Origin of the sequence: Acinetobacter sp. TSRC1-2 (assembly GCF_049895885.1) — a bacterium.
Lineage (GTDB): Bacteria > Pseudomonadota > Gammaproteobacteria > Pseudomonadales > Moraxellaceae > Acinetobacter.
This window is the reverse complement of sequence record NZ_JAFCTF010000010.1, coordinates 59,496-75,702: the sequence shown is the minus strand read 5'-3', so window position 1 is coordinate 75,702 and position 16,207 is coordinate 59,496. Positions and strand designations below refer to the sequence as shown.

Annotated in this window: 15 protein-coding genes and 1 riboswitch; of the genes, 9 read left to right on the top strand and 6 right to left on the bottom strand. The window is 41.2% G+C overall.

Annotated elements, in window-relative coordinates; translation table 11 throughout:
• Positions 1-35: 35 nt before the first annotated feature.
• A complete protein-coding gene (locus tag ACP69Y_RS11450; protein WP_425918561.1) occupies positions 36-233 on the bottom strand; it encodes an FUSC family protein in 198 nt (65 codons plus the stop codon).
• 456 nt (positions 234-689) lie between these two features.
• Here ACP69Y_RS11450 and ACP69Y_RS11445 point away from each other — a divergent pair, with 456 nt between their 5' ends.
• Entirely contained in the window at positions 690-1,463 is a 774-nt protein-coding gene (locus ACP69Y_RS11445; protein WP_425918510.1) for an IclR family transcriptional regulator, read from the top strand.
• Between the two features lie 216 nt (positions 1,464-1,679).
• On the opposite strand, the gene ACP69Y_RS11440 is transcribed toward ACP69Y_RS11445, so the two are convergent.
• Positions 1,680-2,297, bottom strand: coding sequence for an alpha-ketoglutarate-dependent dioxygenase AlkB family protein (locus ACP69Y_RS11440; RefSeq protein ID WP_425918509.1), 618 nt, complete (start codon positions 2,295-2,297; stop codon positions 1,680-1,682).
• 148 nt (positions 2,298-2,445) lie between these two features.
• On the opposite strand from ACP69Y_RS11440, the gene ACP69Y_RS11435 reads away from it, so the two are divergent.
• The gene (locus tag ACP69Y_RS11435) at positions 2,446-4,248 is read left to right on the top strand and encodes an ABC transporter ATP-binding protein (RefSeq protein ID WP_425918508.1); all 1,803 of its coding nucleotides are present in this window, start codon (positions 2,446-2,448) and stop codon (positions 4,246-4,248) included.
• A gap of 108 nt (positions 4,249-4,356) precedes the next feature.
• Here the strand turns inward: ACP69Y_RS11435 and phoU are convergent, their stop codons facing one another.
• Positions 4,357-5,076 carry a phosphate signaling complex protein PhoU gene (phoU, locus tag ACP69Y_RS11430; protein WP_425918507.1) on the bottom strand — a complete coding sequence of 240 codons (720 nt, stop codon included), beginning with the start codon at positions 5,074-5,076 and terminating at the stop codon, positions 4,357-4,359.
• A 96-nt stretch (positions 5,077-5,172) separates the two neighbouring features.
• Positions 5,173-6,525, bottom strand: a complete 1,353-nt coding sequence (locus ACP69Y_RS11425; RefSeq protein ID WP_425918506.1) for a TolC family outer membrane protein — start codon at positions 6,523-6,525, stop codon at positions 5,173-5,175.
• A gap of 275 nt (positions 6,526-6,800) precedes the next feature.
• On the opposite strand from ACP69Y_RS11425, the gene ACP69Y_RS11420 reads away from it, so the two are divergent.
• From ACP69Y_RS11420 to ACP69Y_RS11390, 7 genes are all read left to right on the top strand, one after another.
• A complete protein-coding gene (locus ACP69Y_RS11420) occupies positions 6,801-7,874 on the top strand; it encodes a hypothetical protein (RefSeq protein ID WP_425918505.1) in 1,074 nt (357 codons plus the stop codon).
• 90 nt (positions 7,875-7,964) lie between these two features.
• Positions 7,965-8,093: riboswitch (TPP riboswitch) on the top strand.
• A gap of 110 nt (positions 8,094-8,203) precedes the next feature.
• Positions 8,204-10,099: a phosphomethylpyrimidine synthase ThiC gene (gene thiC, locus ACP69Y_RS11415; protein WP_425918504.1), complete on the top strand. Its 1,896-nt coding sequence runs from the start codon at positions 8,204-8,206 to the stop codon at positions 10,097-10,099.
• A 77-nt stretch (positions 10,100-10,176) separates the two neighbouring features.
• The gene (locus ACP69Y_RS11410; RefSeq protein ID WP_425918503.1) at positions 10,177-10,797 is read left to right on the top strand and encodes an NUDIX domain-containing protein; all 621 of its coding nucleotides are present in this window, start codon (positions 10,177-10,179) and stop codon (positions 10,795-10,797) included.
• A 10-nt stretch (positions 10,798-10,807) separates the two neighbouring features.
• On the top strand, positions 10,808-11,617 hold the full coding sequence (gene cpdA, locus ACP69Y_RS11405; RefSeq protein WP_425918502.1) for a 3',5'-cyclic-AMP phosphodiesterase: 810 nt from the start codon (positions 10,808-10,810) through the stop codon (positions 11,615-11,617).
• A 209-nt stretch (positions 11,618-11,826) separates the two neighbouring features.
• Positions 11,827-12,354 carry an RNA polymerase-binding protein DksA gene (gene dksA / locus ACP69Y_RS11400; RefSeq protein WP_067722416.1) on the top strand — a complete coding sequence of 176 codons (528 nt, stop codon included), beginning with the start codon at positions 11,827-11,829 and terminating at the stop codon, positions 12,352-12,354.
• A gap of 9 nt (positions 12,355-12,363) precedes the next feature.
• On the top strand, positions 12,364-13,317 hold the full coding sequence (gluQRS, locus tag ACP69Y_RS11395; protein ID WP_425918501.1) for a tRNA glutamyl-Q(34) synthetase GluQRS: 954 nt from the start codon (positions 12,364-12,366) through the stop codon (positions 13,315-13,317).
• A 50-nt stretch (positions 13,318-13,367) separates the two neighbouring features.
• Positions 13,368-13,601 (top strand): zinc-ribbon domain-containing protein, encoded by a 234-nt coding sequence (locus ACP69Y_RS11390; RefSeq protein ID WP_425918500.1) that lies wholly within the window; start codon positions 13,368-13,370, stop codon positions 13,599-13,601.
• Positions 13,602-13,616: 15 nt separating this feature from the next.
• On the opposite strand, the gene ftsW is transcribed toward ACP69Y_RS11390, so the two are convergent.
• Complete coding sequence (gene ftsW, locus ACP69Y_RS11385) at positions 13,617-14,813, bottom strand: putative lipid II flippase FtsW (RefSeq protein WP_425918499.1); 1,197 nt, start codon at positions 14,811-14,813, stop codon at positions 13,617-13,619.
• A 21-nt stretch (positions 14,814-14,834) separates the two neighbouring features.
• On the bottom strand, positions 14,835-16,181 hold the full coding sequence (gene murD / locus ACP69Y_RS11380) for a UDP-N-acetylmuramoyl-L-alanine--D-glutamate ligase (protein WP_425918498.1): 1,347 nt from the start codon (positions 16,179-16,181) through the stop codon (positions 14,835-14,837).
• Between the last annotated feature and the right edge of the window lie 26 nt (positions 16,182-16,207).

Sequence of the window (16,207 nt, the reverse complement as noted above, 5' to 3'; positions counted from 1 at the left end):
ATAGGGATATAACTGCGTAGTGTTCTATCCAGCAGTCAGGTATACAGGCAGAATCCCACCCAACTCGTCAAGAAAAAAGTAAATAACCCTGATGTATTCATCGAAAGTGGGGTGATTGCAATTGAGACGATTGCACCCAGCAAGGTTCCCAAAACCCGACAAGTCCTTTTTGAAGAGGTCATGCCAGCGTATGGATTGGCACTGACGAATGTTTGGTTAGCAGCATTGGTTATCTCAAATTCAGGTTTAATGCTTCCTCCACACTTTTTTTAACGACAACTAAAGTGCACGATATACCTTCAAGCTATATCGTGCAAAAAGCGTACATGTGCAAACATGTCATCAGAAATGAATGGAGAAATTTTCGCATCACGTTCTTTATTCGAAATAAAATAGAAGAAACAGCTAATCTAACAAGGTTAAAAATTCATCATTAGATATTTATTTTGAACATTTTTTAAAAAAACTACAATAAGTCAAAAAATAATAGCTCATTATGACAATGTAGCTAAAACTAACAGAATATATTTAATCAATAACCATTAAGTTTCTCATGCTGGAAATAAAATATTTTTAAATACTGACAAATACAGCGTTGTCTGAACAAAAGCTCTGCTCTTGCTATTTTTTTGTTATAAAGTAATGCGTATTACTTTCTCTTTTTATATGCTTTGACCAAGCAGGTACTTATGGCAATTTCTAGTTTTGGTAAGATTCTCACCGTTTTGGATCTGTTTTCGGTGTCTCGTCCTATCATTAATGTCGATATCATTAGTGAGGAATTAGGGCTATCTAAACCCACCAGTTACCGGTATTTGAAAGAGCTCGTATCCTCAGAATTATTACAACGTTTAAGTGGCACTTCAGGTGACTACACCCTCGGTACTAAAATTGCAGTACTGGACTATATTTCCCGTACCACAGATCCTTTGGTGCAAATTAGCATTCCGTTTATGCAGCAAATTGTGGAACGTACTGAATTCGGCTGTCTGCTCACGCATTTGAATTATGATTCATGTATCGATATTCATCATGAACTGTATAAAGACTTGACCACCCTGATTTATGGCCGTGGTTGCCCTCGCCCTATCTATAAGGGTTCCTCTGCCAAAGTCATTCTGGCGCACTTACCCAAACAGCGCATTTTGGATTATTACCAGCGCTTTGCGACTGAATTTTCTGAAGTCGGATTTGCGCATAGCGAAGAAGAATTCCTGTTACAGATGAAACAGATTAAAAAGCAGGGCTATTATTTCTCAAATGGAGAAGTTGATCCGAATTTGGCCAGCCTTTCTATTCCGGTGAAATTTTCCAGCAAAGAACCGCCTTTAGCTTTGACCTTATTAGGCTCTAGAAATCGCTTTGAATTTATTAATTTTCAGAAACTGATCGAAATCTTGCAGGAAAATGCAGCATTGATTGAAAAGAAATTTGCTGAATTATCTAGAGATGATGAGCTTTAAAATGATGTTAAAATTCAACCAAATATCAATTTACGCAAAATAAAGCATACTTTATAATTGAATTATTTAATTTATTCTCATAATATGATTATTGTTCTTCATGTAGCCAATTGTATTCCATGACAATTTGAGCAACATCCTCAGAGAAAAGCTTATGCCTATGCATGAGCTTTTTTTTGCCTTATTTTTAGCCGGTTAAATGCATCCCTTTACCCTTTAGAAAAAATAACGGAAGGTCAGATTAATCCGTGGTTCTACTATTCTTGTCGATTTCATTAAAGCATGTTTCCAGTACTGCTGGGTTTGGCCTCGCATCACAATCAGCTGACCACTATGTAACAGCACATCGACTTTTGCAGCTTTATTTTTATGCTTAAAACTGAATTTTCGTGTGGCACCGAAACTTAAAGAAGCAATTACAGTTTCTTGTCCGGTATCAGAGATTAAAGTCGCTTCATCATCACTATGCCAACCTAGGCCCTGCGTACCCTCCTCATACAGATTAGCCAAACAGGAATTAAACGAATGTCCAACCAATTTTTCAATATGCTGCTTTAAACGAAATAACGCAGGATTCCACAGATGTGCCTGCTTAAATGTGCCTGAATAGTGATATTGGTAATTTTCATCGCCATACCAAGCCACTTGGCGTTTGGTGATATGGTGTTGGCCAAATAAAAATACCTGGTCATGTTGCCAAGCTAAATTGCTTAAAAAATACTGCAAATATTTTTCACTCTGCTCAGGTGTTAAAATCAGGCCATAATCTTCTACAATCCCGTCACAAGGCAAGAGATTGGCTTGAGCTTCCGGTGCAAACAATTCAAAGTTCATGGTCAAAATACACAGTCAGAAATAAATGTAATATTCACTTTTATTTTAGCTAATTATTTCTGCTCACAATTCAAAACATTGTATGCGCTTGTGACATCAGAAAATCAGGCTTAGACTGAAATTAAGCTGAACAATAAAAAAATTGCATATGAATTTATGGCACTTATTTCAAAAACTTCGACCTTTTGTCCGTCCCTATCGCTTATTGGTCCTTGCAACCCTCATTTTAACCCTGATTGGATCCTTCACAGCACAGGTCAATGCACTGACTTTAAGATATGCCGTTGATAGTATTAATCGCCTGATTGAAACAGGTTCAGGACTTTCAGAAGGCTGGCATATTCTAATCACCATCTCTGCCATTTTGCTGGGTAAAGAAGTCATTAATGCTTTCGTGCAATTTGGACAAAAATTTTATGGCGAAAAACTGAGAATTTTTGTCTCGCAGGATTTAGCCCAAGGCATCATTGAAAAATTTCTGACTTATCGCCTGACTTTTTTTAATGAAGACAATAACCAGGCCGGTAAATTACAAACTCGTATCGACCGCGGTATTGGTTCGCTAACGCGCTTGGTGCAAATCTTCTTTATTGATATTTTACCGTTATTTACCAGTGCGATTGTGGCATTGGGGCTGATGTTCTATGCCAACTTCTATGTTGGATTGGTGGCTTTAAGTATTGTGCCCATTTATTTTTGGCTGACCTATAAACAGGCACAAAAACTGGGGGGATGGCGACGTAATCTGCGCGATGGACGTGAAAAAAAGAGCCAAGGCATTTTAAGCATTATCACCTCGATTACCGTGATTAAATCTTTTAATCGCGAATCGATTGAATCCGACAAACAGCTCAAACTCCAAAAAGAACTGACCAACAATCAGATGCAGACCCGGCAAACCAGTTTTCTGTTTGACGGTTTAAAAACCTTTATAGAACAGATTGGTATTGTGCTGATCATCATTTTAACCGCTTATTTTGTGCTGGATGGGCAAATGAGTATTGGTATGATTATGTACCATGTGCTGTTGTTCAATAATGTCTCTGCCCCGATTCGTTCCTTGCACCGTATTTATGATGAAGTGAATGACGCGATGATTTACTCAGAAAGCTTCTTTAAAATTTTAGAAGCCGATCATGAAATTGAGCCAAGTGGTGCACAAAAACCTGTTATTACAGGCAAGTTCGAACTTAAAAATGTCGAATTTTATTATCCTAATGGCCTTCATGCATTAAAGAACATCAATCTAGTGATTCAACCGAATAAAATCACCGCTTTGGTCGGTTTATCGGGTGCGGGGAAATCGACCTTGATCAGCTTATTGGATAAATTTTATCAACCCGCGGCTGGGGAGATTCAACTCGATGGCATAAATTTAGAAGACATCGACACTCACTATCTACGTGACCATATTGGTTTGGTACTGCAAAAGAATCATATTTTCCAAGGTTCTATTTTTGAGAATATTCGCTATGGTCAAACCGATGCCAGTCTAGAAGATGTTATGACTGCGGCCCAAAAAGCCTCAATTCATGAGCAAATTTTACAGCTTCCCCATGCTTATGATGCCGATGCCTTGATGCTTTCAGGCGGACAACAACAACGGATTGCACTTGCCCGAATGTTCTTAAAGAACCCACCGATTATTTTTCTGGATGAACCGACTGCCAGTTTAGATGCGATTGCCTCGGAGCAAATTAAACAAAGTCTGGATCAAATCAAACAAGGACGAACCGTGATTATGATTTCGCATAGTTTGTCGCAAATAATTGATGCCGATTACACCTATGTGATGAAAGAAGGCTGCATTGCCGAACACGGCGAACATGATGCGCTCTATCACCAAGAGGGTGTATATAAAGAAATTTTTGATGCTATGGCCAAGAGTTTAAACATTGAAAAGATTGCCAAAACTTTTGAGGAGGATTCTGAGGAAGAAACACATAGTTAGAAACAACGTCTGTTTGGAGTCTGTGATTTAAATTTGGTTTTAGTGAATCTGATACTGATAAAAAAGCCTCAATCTAGGTTGAGGCTTTTTTGAGAATTGATTTAGAAATTAGCGCTCTTGGACTTTTTCTTCAATTTCTTCAACACTGGTGTGGCGTACGTCTAAACCTTTGACTATATAAATGACTTGTTCAGAAATATTCCGCGCATGATCACCAATCCGTTCTAAGGAACGTAGTACCCACAACACATTGATCACCCGTGAAATATGACGCGGATCTTCAATCATATAGGTCATTAAGGTGCGTGTTGCAGATTGATATTCACGGTCAATATCGGCATCGGCAAGTAATACACGCAAAGCTTGATCGATATCTAAACGCGCAAAAGCATCCAAGGCATCATGAATCATTACCCGCACCTGATTACCAATATGACGGGTTTCCATGTAGCCGCGAGGGGAATTACCTTCTTCACACAAATTTTGCGCAATACGTGCAATTTTTGCCGCTTCATCACCAATACGTTCTAAATCAGTATTGGCTTTAGACATCGCTATTACCATACGCAAGTCAATTGCAGCCGGATGACGGCGCGCCAAAATCAGGGTTAAGGCTTCATCAATTTCCGTCTCTAAACGATTGACAATATTATCCTGAAATTGCACATCAATCGCCAAACTGGCATCGGTATCTAATAAAGCACGGATACCATTGGCAACTTGCTGTTCAACTAAGCCGCCCATGGTCATAAATTTAGTATTTACATCCTGCAACTCTTCATTAAATTGCGAAGAAATATGGTGATTCAACACCGGGTTATTTGACAAGGGGGCGTACTCCACAACAGCAATTTTAGTATTAAAAATCTTGGTCAATATTAAATCATATCTAATATGAAGCTTTGATGACAAACATCCAAATTTTTAGCTGGCTGGTTTGGCTGCTTTATCGATCAGCCAAGCATTCATTGCTTCAACATCCTGTTCTGTTAATTTGCCAACAGCAGCTTTCAAACGTAGCACATTAATTAAGTAATCATATTGTGCATTTAAGTAATCCTGCTTGGCAGAAAAAGCATTTCGTTGCGCTAAAAGCACATCTACCATGGTTTTCAAGCCTTCCTGATACTGTGCTTTAGAAGCTTGAGAAACAATACTGGCGGAATCCATGGCCGCTTTACGCGCTTGTAGTTTGGCTTGATCGGTTTCTACCTGCATATAGGATTTTTTTACATCGATATTGGCTTTACGAATGGCAGCATCCAGCTGGGCCTCACTTTTTTTCACATTCACTGCGGCTTTTTGAATGGATTTTTGCGTGCGCCCACCGTTATACACATTCCAGTTTATTTCAACACCCAGCTGATCAAACTGACCATCACTGGATATGACATTTTGCGGCGACTGCTTGGCATACCCATAAGTGCCTACTGCTTCAATTTGCGGATATAAAGCGGCTTTTTCTATCCGTTTCTGATCCTCTGCATAACGCTGTTGAATCCGGGCTTGCTGAATGGAAAGATTCTGGCTTTGTGCTAAAGCCGTCCAAGCCGCTAAATCAGCAGGATACGGTTTTTGAAATTGAAAGTCGTCTCTGAGTACTGCCAAGTTTTCACGATAGGGCCCAATGATTTGGGCCAGTTGCTCTTGTGCCAAAATCAATTGCACCTGAGTGGCAATACGATTCGCTCTTGCACTTTCATATTGCGCATTGGCTTCACTGACATCACTTTTTGCAACCAGACCTTCGCGCAATTTTGCATTCATGACATTGAGCTGTTCCAACAAGGCCTTTTCTTCTTGTAGATTTGCAGTGGTTAAACTCTGTTGACGTAACACATTAAAATAAGATTCAGAAACATTTAAAATATGTTCCTGGCGTTGTAATTGTAAGTTGACTTCACTCAAACTGACCGAAGTCTTAACTTGCTTTAAACCTTCCCACGCATCCCAACGGAAGATCGGTTGCCGTGCGGTCATGGCAATTTGTTTAGTCGTTGAGGAAGATGTACTAAATGCGTCCTGAGGAAAACCAGGAATACTGGTCTGGTTCGCATCTTGGCTTTTTCGTGTGACATTTCCAGAAACAGTAATCGTTGGAAGCAAATTTCCTTTCGCAATCCCCAGATTTAATTGGTCCGCCTCATACTGTAAAAGATTGGCTTGCCAGTTTGGATCAGTACTTTTTGCACGTTGATAAGCCTCAACCAAATCCAAAGCATAACTGCACGGACTTACAAGCAAAACACATGCACTGATGACTGTTTTTATATTCATTTTTTATGCTAAATCCCTGCACCGTACCAGACCATCTGCAAACACGCCTCGTTCAAAGAAAACTACATAATATTAGAATGATATCTTTGATTTTCCGTATGATTTTTATTAATTTTTACAACTTCCCCATGCTCTATCCATTTATCTGTCAAATGCTAGTCAATGGTCACAGCAGGTAACTAAACTCCCTCACAATACTACACAGACAAAATCCTTTTTAGCGATAAAATAGCCGCAACCCACCAAAAACATTGCTGCATTTATCCAGATATATAATGACCGTGCCTTTCAAAAAAAAATTCTCTGTAAAGAAATGCCTGCCGTTTGTCATTTTGATGCTTTTGCTCGGCTGTCAAAAACCTGAACCACAGCCTATTCCAGAACAGGTACAAAAACAATCGCAGCAAGAGGAAACGGTGGATTTATCTTTATTATGCAAAAATATTGAAAATAATATGGCGGAAATTAATGCGGAACGTACCACTTTTGCATTAGAACAGATCAATCAAGATTTAAAATTATGCTTACCGCTGTCTACATTTGCCGAACAACAGCATTTGTTAGTACTGTCCAATCAAATGTATAACAACTTCCTGACAGTGAATAGAACACCGTCACAACAAGTGGCTTTTGAAGCTTATGCTTTTGATCTGGCACAGCATCCTACGATTCAACAAAACCATTTTGAACAACTGACTTTACGTGACCAATATTTATTAAAGCACAAGGGGCAAGCCTATATCGAGCTGTTCGATGCAGGCAAAGGTTTAGTCAATTATCGTCGTAGTCCTGAATATTTAGCCAAAATTTTTGCTCCCTATATGCCTCAAGCAGAACAAGTTTTTATCGAAAATTTGGCAACACAGAATATGATGCCGGTGTTTGTTGAAGACACCTTAATGATTGAGCCGCATGAGATTGCCACTCGTGCCTTATTTTGGGAAGAATATTTAAATCAATATCCTAAAAGTAGCTATCGCAAAGATGCAGAGTACCTGTTGCACATGTATACCCAGTTTTTATTTAAAGGTATGAACGACTCGCCTGTCTCTGACACTTATACTGATAAATATTCAATTCAAAGTAGTTCGCTGGATGAAATTGAAAAATTAGCTCGGGTCAAAAATTCGTATTTAGCGCTTCAAGCTAAAAAATTTCTGCAATTTCTACAATTATCTGAACAGCAGCGCTTAAAAGAAATTCCACTTCAATTAAGTCCAAAACAACAACAACAACAGTCGATGTCTGAAAATCAGCTCACACTCAAACAGTTAGACCAATATTTAGGTTTACAGAATTTAAGCCTGTCTAAAACACGTGATTGTTTTAGTGATTCAGTATGCCTTTAATCTTTGCTTTAAATTAAAAATTTATAGAACGCCCTAAAAGCGATATTTAATGTGAATGTTTTTTAGTGGTTGGGCATGTTAATATCTGTCCATCGCTTGACGGAGCGCGAGTAATTCCTCGCTGAGATTGTGTCGGTTTTTTCTATAAAGAACTTAAGCACGAGTACCGTTGAACCTGATCAGGCTAGAACCTGCGTAGGAATCAAGCATCTAAAAACTGAAGCCCTTAATTTATCTGTTGGTTGATTTTCTAATGAATTAAACCAGATAAATCTGCCACGTTTTTGGTCGTGCTTGATTCGTTGATGTCATTCATAAGGATCATTGCAATGAACCAGTTAACGAATCTATCTGCAACAGATATTTCTGCTCAACACGAGCAAGATGCTAAAGATCTCACCCGTATTTTACCCGCTTCAAAAAAAGTCTATATCCAAGGCTCTCGCGCTGACATTCAAGTACCCATGCGTGCCATTGAACTGACCGATACCCCGACCGGCTTAGGCGGCGAACAGAATCCTGATATTCTGGTTTATGACACTTCAGGTGTGTATACCGACCCTCAAATTGCAATTGACCTGAATAAAGGTTTACCCAATGTGCGTGAAGCTTGGATTGAAGAACGTCAAGATACAGAACGTTTAAATACGCTAACCTCTGCCTTTGGACAAGAACGTCTAAAAGATATTCGCACGGCACAGATTCGCTTTGCCCATATTCAAAAACCGCGTCGTGCCAAATCGGGCAAAAATGTCACCCAAATGCATTATGCACGTCAGGGCATCATTACCCCTGAAATGGAATATATCGCCATCCGTGAAAATCAGCGCCAGCTTGAGGGGGTCGATGCACGTCAACATGTTGGTCAAAACTTCGGGGCGAAAAACCTGACTGAAATTACCCCTGAATTTGTGCGTCAGGAAGTCGCTGAAGGACGCGCGATTATTCCGGCCAATATTAACCATCCTGAAATTGAACCGATGATTATTGGGCGTAATTTCTTGGTTAAGATTAATGCCAACATCGGTAACTCTGCACTCGGTTCAAGCATTGATGAAGAAGTAGCGAAAATGACCTGGGCGACCCGCTGGGGCGCAGACACCATCATGGATTTATCGACCGGCAAAAATATCCATGAAACCCGTGAATGGATTATCCGTAACTCGCCTGTTCCGATTGGCACGGTTCCGATCTATCAAGCACTGGAAAAAGTCGATGGTGTGGCCGAAGATTTAACTTGGGAAATCTTTAAAGACACGTTGATTGAACAGGCTGAACAAGGTGTAGATTACTTTACCATTCATGCAGGCGTACTGCTTCGTTATGTTCCGCTCACGGCAAACCGCTTAACCGGGATTGTCTCGCGTGGTGGATCCATCATGGCGCAGTGGTGCCTTGCCCATCATCAAGAAAACTTCCTGTATACCCATTTCGATGAAATCTGCGAAATCATGAAAGCCTATGACGTATCGTTCAGTTTAGGCGATGGCTTACGTCCGGGCTGTATTCAGGATGCCAATGACGAAGCCCAGTTTAGTGAACTGCGTACCTTGGGCGAACTGACGCATCGCGCGTGGCAACATGATGTGCAAGTCATGATTGAAGGTCCGGGACATGTGCCGATGCATATGATTAAGGAAAATATGGACCTGCAACTTGAAGTCTGCCAAGAAGCGCCTTTTTATACCCTTGGGCCTTTAACCACGGATATTGCTCCAGGTTATGACCATATTACTTCAGCAATTGGTGCCGCGATGATTGGCTGGTACGGCACAGCCATGCTGTGCTATGTCACACCAAAAGAACATTTAGGTTTACCAAATAAGAAAGATGTTAAAGATGGTATCATCACCTATAAAATTGCCGCACATGCTGCCGATCTGGCCAAAGGTCATCCGGGTTCACAGGTGCGTGACAATGCCTTGTCTAAAGCACGTTTCGAATTCCGCTGGGAAGACCAGTTTAACTTGAGTCTTGACCCCGATACCGCACGCAGCATGCATGATGAAACCATGCCCAAGGAAGCCCATAAATCAGCGCACTTTTGTTCGATGTGCGGACCAAAGTTCTGCTCCATGAAAATCACCCAAAATGTGAGAGATTATGCGAAAAATCAAAGCAATGCAGAACATAGGCAAGAACAAAATGCGGAGATAGAAGCAGGATTCGAAACCATGAAAACCACTTATCAGAAACATGGTCAGAAATTGTACCACAAGCTGTAATTTGGTAAAAAAAGTCTTTTATTTTCATGAAATTCTCAGTTAGGATGAGTGCTTGCTTTTCATCCTGACTGAGCTATATGAATATTATTAGGCAAGCAACATATAACAGCGACGAAGTCAAAATTCAGTCACGCGAATATCTTTTCCGCGGCTTCATTCAGGTTGAAAAAGTCAGTCTCCGACATCGTTTATTTAATCAGACTGAATACACGCCCACCATTCAACGTGAACTCATTCACCGACCTGAAGCTGCTGGTGTGCTGATTTATGATGATGCCCAACAAAAATTTGCCTTAATTGAACAATTCCGTGTCGGCGCGATGGATGATTCAGATTCACCCTGGCAACTGGAAGTGATTGCCGGGGTACTGGATGGTGATGAATCGCCTGAAAGCTGCATATGCCGTGAGAGTCTAGAAGAATCAGGCTGTGAAATTAATGAATTACAGCATCTATTCAGCTTTTATCCATCTGCCGGTGCCTGCTCAGAACTGTTCCATTTATACAGTGCACAAGTCAATCTTCCTCAACAAGGCGGTGTATTTGGGATGCCAGATGAAGGCGAAAATATTCAATTGCATCTGATTGACTACAGTGAAATTGCAAATCTACTCACCAATGGTCGATTAAGAAATGCACCGGTTATTATGGCATTGCAATGGTTGCAACAACATATTAAAGCTACAAGAAATGTCTAAGGAGTCAGACATGATTGTATCCAATTGCCATGAAACCCAGCAAGACTGGACCATTATTCAAATTTCAGATACACATTTGATGAATCAGGAAGATTTAGAATTTGTGCATATGAATCCTGAACATAGCTTTCATGCCGTAATGAAACAAATTCAGCAGCAATATCCAAATGCAGATGCCATTATTCATACTGGTGATTTAGCCCAAGTGCCAGTGAAAGAAACCTATACTCGTTATTTGGAATTTATGCAGAGTTTAGGGATCCCGTTTTATCAAATCCCCGGAAATCATGACAATATTGACCTGTTCCCTTTCTACCATAATCAAAATCAGGTTCATGTGATTCATTTTGGCAGGTGGAGCATCGTGTTATTAAATAGCGCTGTGCGTGACAAAACTGATGGCTGGATTGAGGAAGCGCAACTGCAACAACTCGATCAAATTTTATCTAAATTCCAACAGCAATTTGTGCTTGTGGCATGTCATCATCATCCTTTCGATATGAAATCAAAATGGATTGATCAACATAAATTGAAAAACACTGAAAATTTAACCGATATTTTAGCCAGACACAGTAATGTGAAAGCGGTCGTAAGTGGTCATGTTCATCAAGACTCCTTGAATGAATGGAAAAATATTCAGTTTTTTTCAACACCTTCAACCTGTGTCCAGTTCAGACCTTTAAGTGAGGATTTTGCTCTAGATGAGGAAGCACCGGGGTTTCGTGTATTACATTTGAAAGCAAATGGCGAGTTACAAACTGAGATTCATCGTACCGAAAAGTTGCAGCAAACAATTAATGTTGAAATTTCGGGTTATTAACTTTTCATTTTGCTTTTTTTCTATTATTTTATGGCTTCAAAAGAAAGCGTGATAGATGGAATCCAGACATCAAAGACTATCAAAAAGTATAAAAAGTCTATATGATGACGGCCCTCGAAGGAGAATCTCCTGAGGGTTGGATAAAAACACTTGCATATCACCATATTTTTTGCGTATAGATAGTACGTATATGATGAGGAATGCCCTAAATGGCGAATGACAACCAAAATCAAGTCTTGGACGAACAAACTGATGTTGTAGACGAAAAATCTACAAAACGTGTGCGAAAAACCAAGCCAAAAGCGTCAGAAAGTGGTTCTACTGCTAGCTTATTTGGTATTGCACCTTATCAGCCGAAAAAAAATGAAGAATACATGTCCGAAGGACAGCTTGAACATTTCCGCCAAATTCTTTTGGCATGGAAAGAAGAGCTGATGTCTGAAGTGGATCGTACTTTAAACACCATGCAGGATGAAAATACTGCATTGCCTGATGTAAATGACCGTGCGACACAAGAAGAAGAGTTTGCAATTGAACTCCGTACACGTGACCGTGAACGTAAATTAATTCGTAAAATTGAGCAATCAATTGAAGCGATTAAAAACGATGACTATGGTTTCTGTGAAACGTGTGGTATTGAAATTGGTCTGCGCCGTCTTGAAGCGCGTCCAACTGCAACCCTTTGTATTGACTGCAAAACTTTAGCAGAGATCAAAGAGAAGCAAAATAACGGTTAATTACAGTTTATGCTTAATAATCCTCCTCTAACTCCTCCTTTAATAAAGGAGGGGGATAACAGGATGGCTCTTGCGCAGCGGCGAAACGATGTTTCGCTGACTCGCTACTCAGGTCGGTTTGCGCCATCGCCAACCGGCCCTTTGCATTTTGGCTCACTCATCACCGCTGTGGCCAGTTATTGCGATGCACGTGCACATAAGGGTAAATGGCTGGTTCGGATTGAAGATACCGACATTCCGCGTATTTATCCCGGCAGTGAAACGCATATCCTGCGTTCACTTGAAGCCTTTCAATTTGAAGCTGATGCAGAAATCATTTTCCAAAAAGACCGCTTAGACATCTACGATGCTGTCATTGATCAATTGCATCAAAAGCATCTGGTTTATGCCTGTCAATGTACCCGCAAAATATTGGGTTCCAATCATATCTATGCCGGAACTTGCCGCGATTTAAAGCTGCCTTTTGAGCAGCAAGCCATTCGTGTCCAAGTATCCGATCAAGAAATTTGCTTCAGCGATCGTCTGCAAGGTACACACTGTTCCAATCTGCAATACGATCTAGGTGATTTCGTGCTCAAGCGCCGTGATGGCATTATGAACTATCAACTGGCTGTGGTGGTCGATGATTATCTGCAAGGCATAACCCATGTGGTTCGTGGTGCAGACCTACTGGATAACACTGAACGGCAAATATGGCTCGGTTCGATACTGGGCTATCCCAAACTTGAATATATACACCTGCCCTTGGCAATGAACGATCAGGGACAAAAGCTCTCTAAACAAAATATGGCGCAAGCGCTCGATCTCAACCGCGCACCTGAATTACTCCAACAAGCGATTCACGCCTTGCATCAAGCGGAAGTTGATTTAGACACCCCAGAACGTATGCTCAAGCAAGCTATCGCGCAGTGGGATATACAACAGATTCCACACACAATAGAACTGCAAGGCACTTATTTATAAAATCGAAAATGCGCTAAGCTAAAAGACAAAACTTAAAAAGAGTTCAGTCTATGTTTTTTATTTTTGGAATGGGTCCGAAGACCAAAGTCGTCGAGAAAAGTCAGTTCCTTTGTCCGGTATGCAGAACTAGAAGTGCATATGAGTTAAAACAACAGCGTAATTATTTTTCTTTATTTTTTATCCCACTGATTCCTCTTTCAAAAGCAAAAGCAGAATTTGTGAAATGTCTGCATTGTGGCACTGAAATGCCAAGCACAGTGTTAAACCATGCTCAGCAGGATTGAGAGTCAGAATTAAAGCTAGAAGCTTGACTCTTCTTTACTTGGGTTGGCTTTTTGGGTGGTGGCATCAATTTTCAGCACTAAGCTGATCATCACGGCACACATAATTAACGATGAACCGCCATAACTGATAAACGGCAGGGTCAAACCTTTGGTTGGCAGCATCCCCATATTCATCCCTGCATTCACCAAAATTTGCAGCAGGAAAATAATGCTGATGCCATAGGCCAAATAGCCTGCGCGTAAATATTGATGCTGCAAAGCACGATGACCAATTTTGATACAACATAACAGCATCACGAAGGACAAGATCAATACGGTGCTGATCCCAAGGAAGCCAAACTCTTCACCTAAAATCGCCAACATAAAGTCGGTATGCGCTTCAGGAAGATAAGACATTTTCTGGATACTGTGTCCTAGACCCACCCCGGCCCATTCACCCCGACCAAAGGCCATCAGTGCATTGGAAAGCTGATAACCTGTACCTAAGGGGTCAGCCCAAGGATCGGTAAAAGACAAAGCCCGTTGTAAGCGGTAGGGCTCAAAGATAATCGCAGCTCCTAAACCCAGGATAATTGCCAGCATGAAACCAATGAACTGAATCGGTGGGGCTCCTGCTAAAAAGAACACCCCCAAAATCATCAAGACAATCACTGCTGTTGCCCCCAAGTCCGGTTCAGCCAGGATTAGACCGACGGTAATTACCATGACTCCACCTAAGCGGAACAGGCCGGAAAGGTTGTTTCGAACCTCTTGTGCCCTGCGTACCACATAATCAGCGGTAAAAATGGCCATCATGACTTTAGCGACTTCGGAGGCCTGCAAAGTAAAACCAGCAATACGAATCCATCGGGTTGAACCATTGACCTCGGTGCCGACCACTAAAACCACAGCGAGCAACAGAATGGTCATGATCCACAAGGGAAAGGTATTATTGAACCAGATATTGAGCGAGACTTTATAAGTCAGAAATGCTGCAATGCCTGCCACTAAAATTGAAATTCCGTGTCGAATCACAAAGTGAAACGGATTTTCATGTAAACGGTCGGCATAGGGCATCGATGCCGATGCCACCATGATTGAGCCGATACAAAGTAAAGCAAGCACACAAAAAATCAGCACATTACGTGGCGTAACTTCAGCGGGGATTTTTGCTCCCCACTCATTATAGACCTGATTAATTTTACTTATGGTCGTCTGAGCTAACCCAGCCATACAACTTTCCTTATCATTCTTCTAAGCAAGTGTGTTCACACATTCAACAAACTGGTGTCCACGTTCACTATAACCTTTAAACATATCAAAACTTGCACATGCAGGTGACAATAGCACCACATCATTGGCTTGTGTATGTTGTTGACATAATTCCACGGCTTCTTTTAAAGATTCGGCGTGAAGCAATAGCGTTGTCCCTGCAATCGCTTTTTCAATCACTGAACGGTCTTCACCAATCAATACCGCGACTTTTGCATATTTGCTTAAGGCATCACGTAAGGCAGTAAAATCCTGTCCTTTACCCTGACCACCTAAAATAATCGCCAATTTGCCCTGTTGCGGCTCAATAGCAGCACCCAAACCATCAATTGCAGCTAATGTTGCGCCAATATTGGTGCCTTTGGAGTCATTGTAATAACGCACTCCATTCACTTCTTTGACAAATTCACAGCGGTGCTCCAAGCCTTTAAAGGTTTTTAAAGTTTCAAGCATCGACTCAAGTGGCAAACCCATCGCCTCGCCCAACGCCAAGCATGCCAGAGCATTGGCTACATTGTGGGTGCCCTGAATGTACATGTCGGAACTTTTCAGTAAACGCTCGCGACCACGTGCTAACCAGATTGTGCCGTCATCTTCTTTTAAGATGCCATATTGCTTCATATCCGGGGCATTTAAACCAAAACTTTGTATCGGTGTAGCATCTGGAACCAAGGGACGCGTCAGTGAGTCATCACGGTTATAGACGACTTTCTTCACCCCTTGAAAGATGCGATGTTTTGCGGTGTGATAGCCCATCATGTCACCATGACGGTCTAAGTGGTCTTCACTCAAATTAAGGACGACTGCGACTTCTGCGGCCAAATTAGATGTGGTTTCCAACTGGAAGCTTGAAAGTTCCAAGATATACAGTTCAGGATCATCTTTGGTTAAATCCAGTGCAGGACGACCGAGGTTGCCACCGACTGCCACCTTAATTCCGGCATCTTTCGCCATTAAGCCAATCAGTGTGGTGACAGTACTTTTTGCGTTTGAACCGGTGATCGCCATAATTGGCTTATCTGTGGCACGGCGTAAAATCTGGATTTCGCTCACCACAGGAATGCCCTTGGTAACCGCTGCCTGAATTTCAGGAGTTTTTGGATCAAGCCCGGGACTAATTACGATTTCTTCGGCCTGTAATAACAGCTCTTGATCGAGCTGACCAAAACTGGTTTGAACTTCGTCTGGAATTTGATCGTGTCCCGGAGGCGTCTTTCGAGAATCTGTTACTGCAACGCGGTAGCCATTTTCATGTAAGAAATTTACTGCTGCAACACCTGAAATTCCGAGCCCTGCAACGACTTTTAATCCACCACGTTGAATTAACATTTTTACCCCATATCTTGGTATGTTTT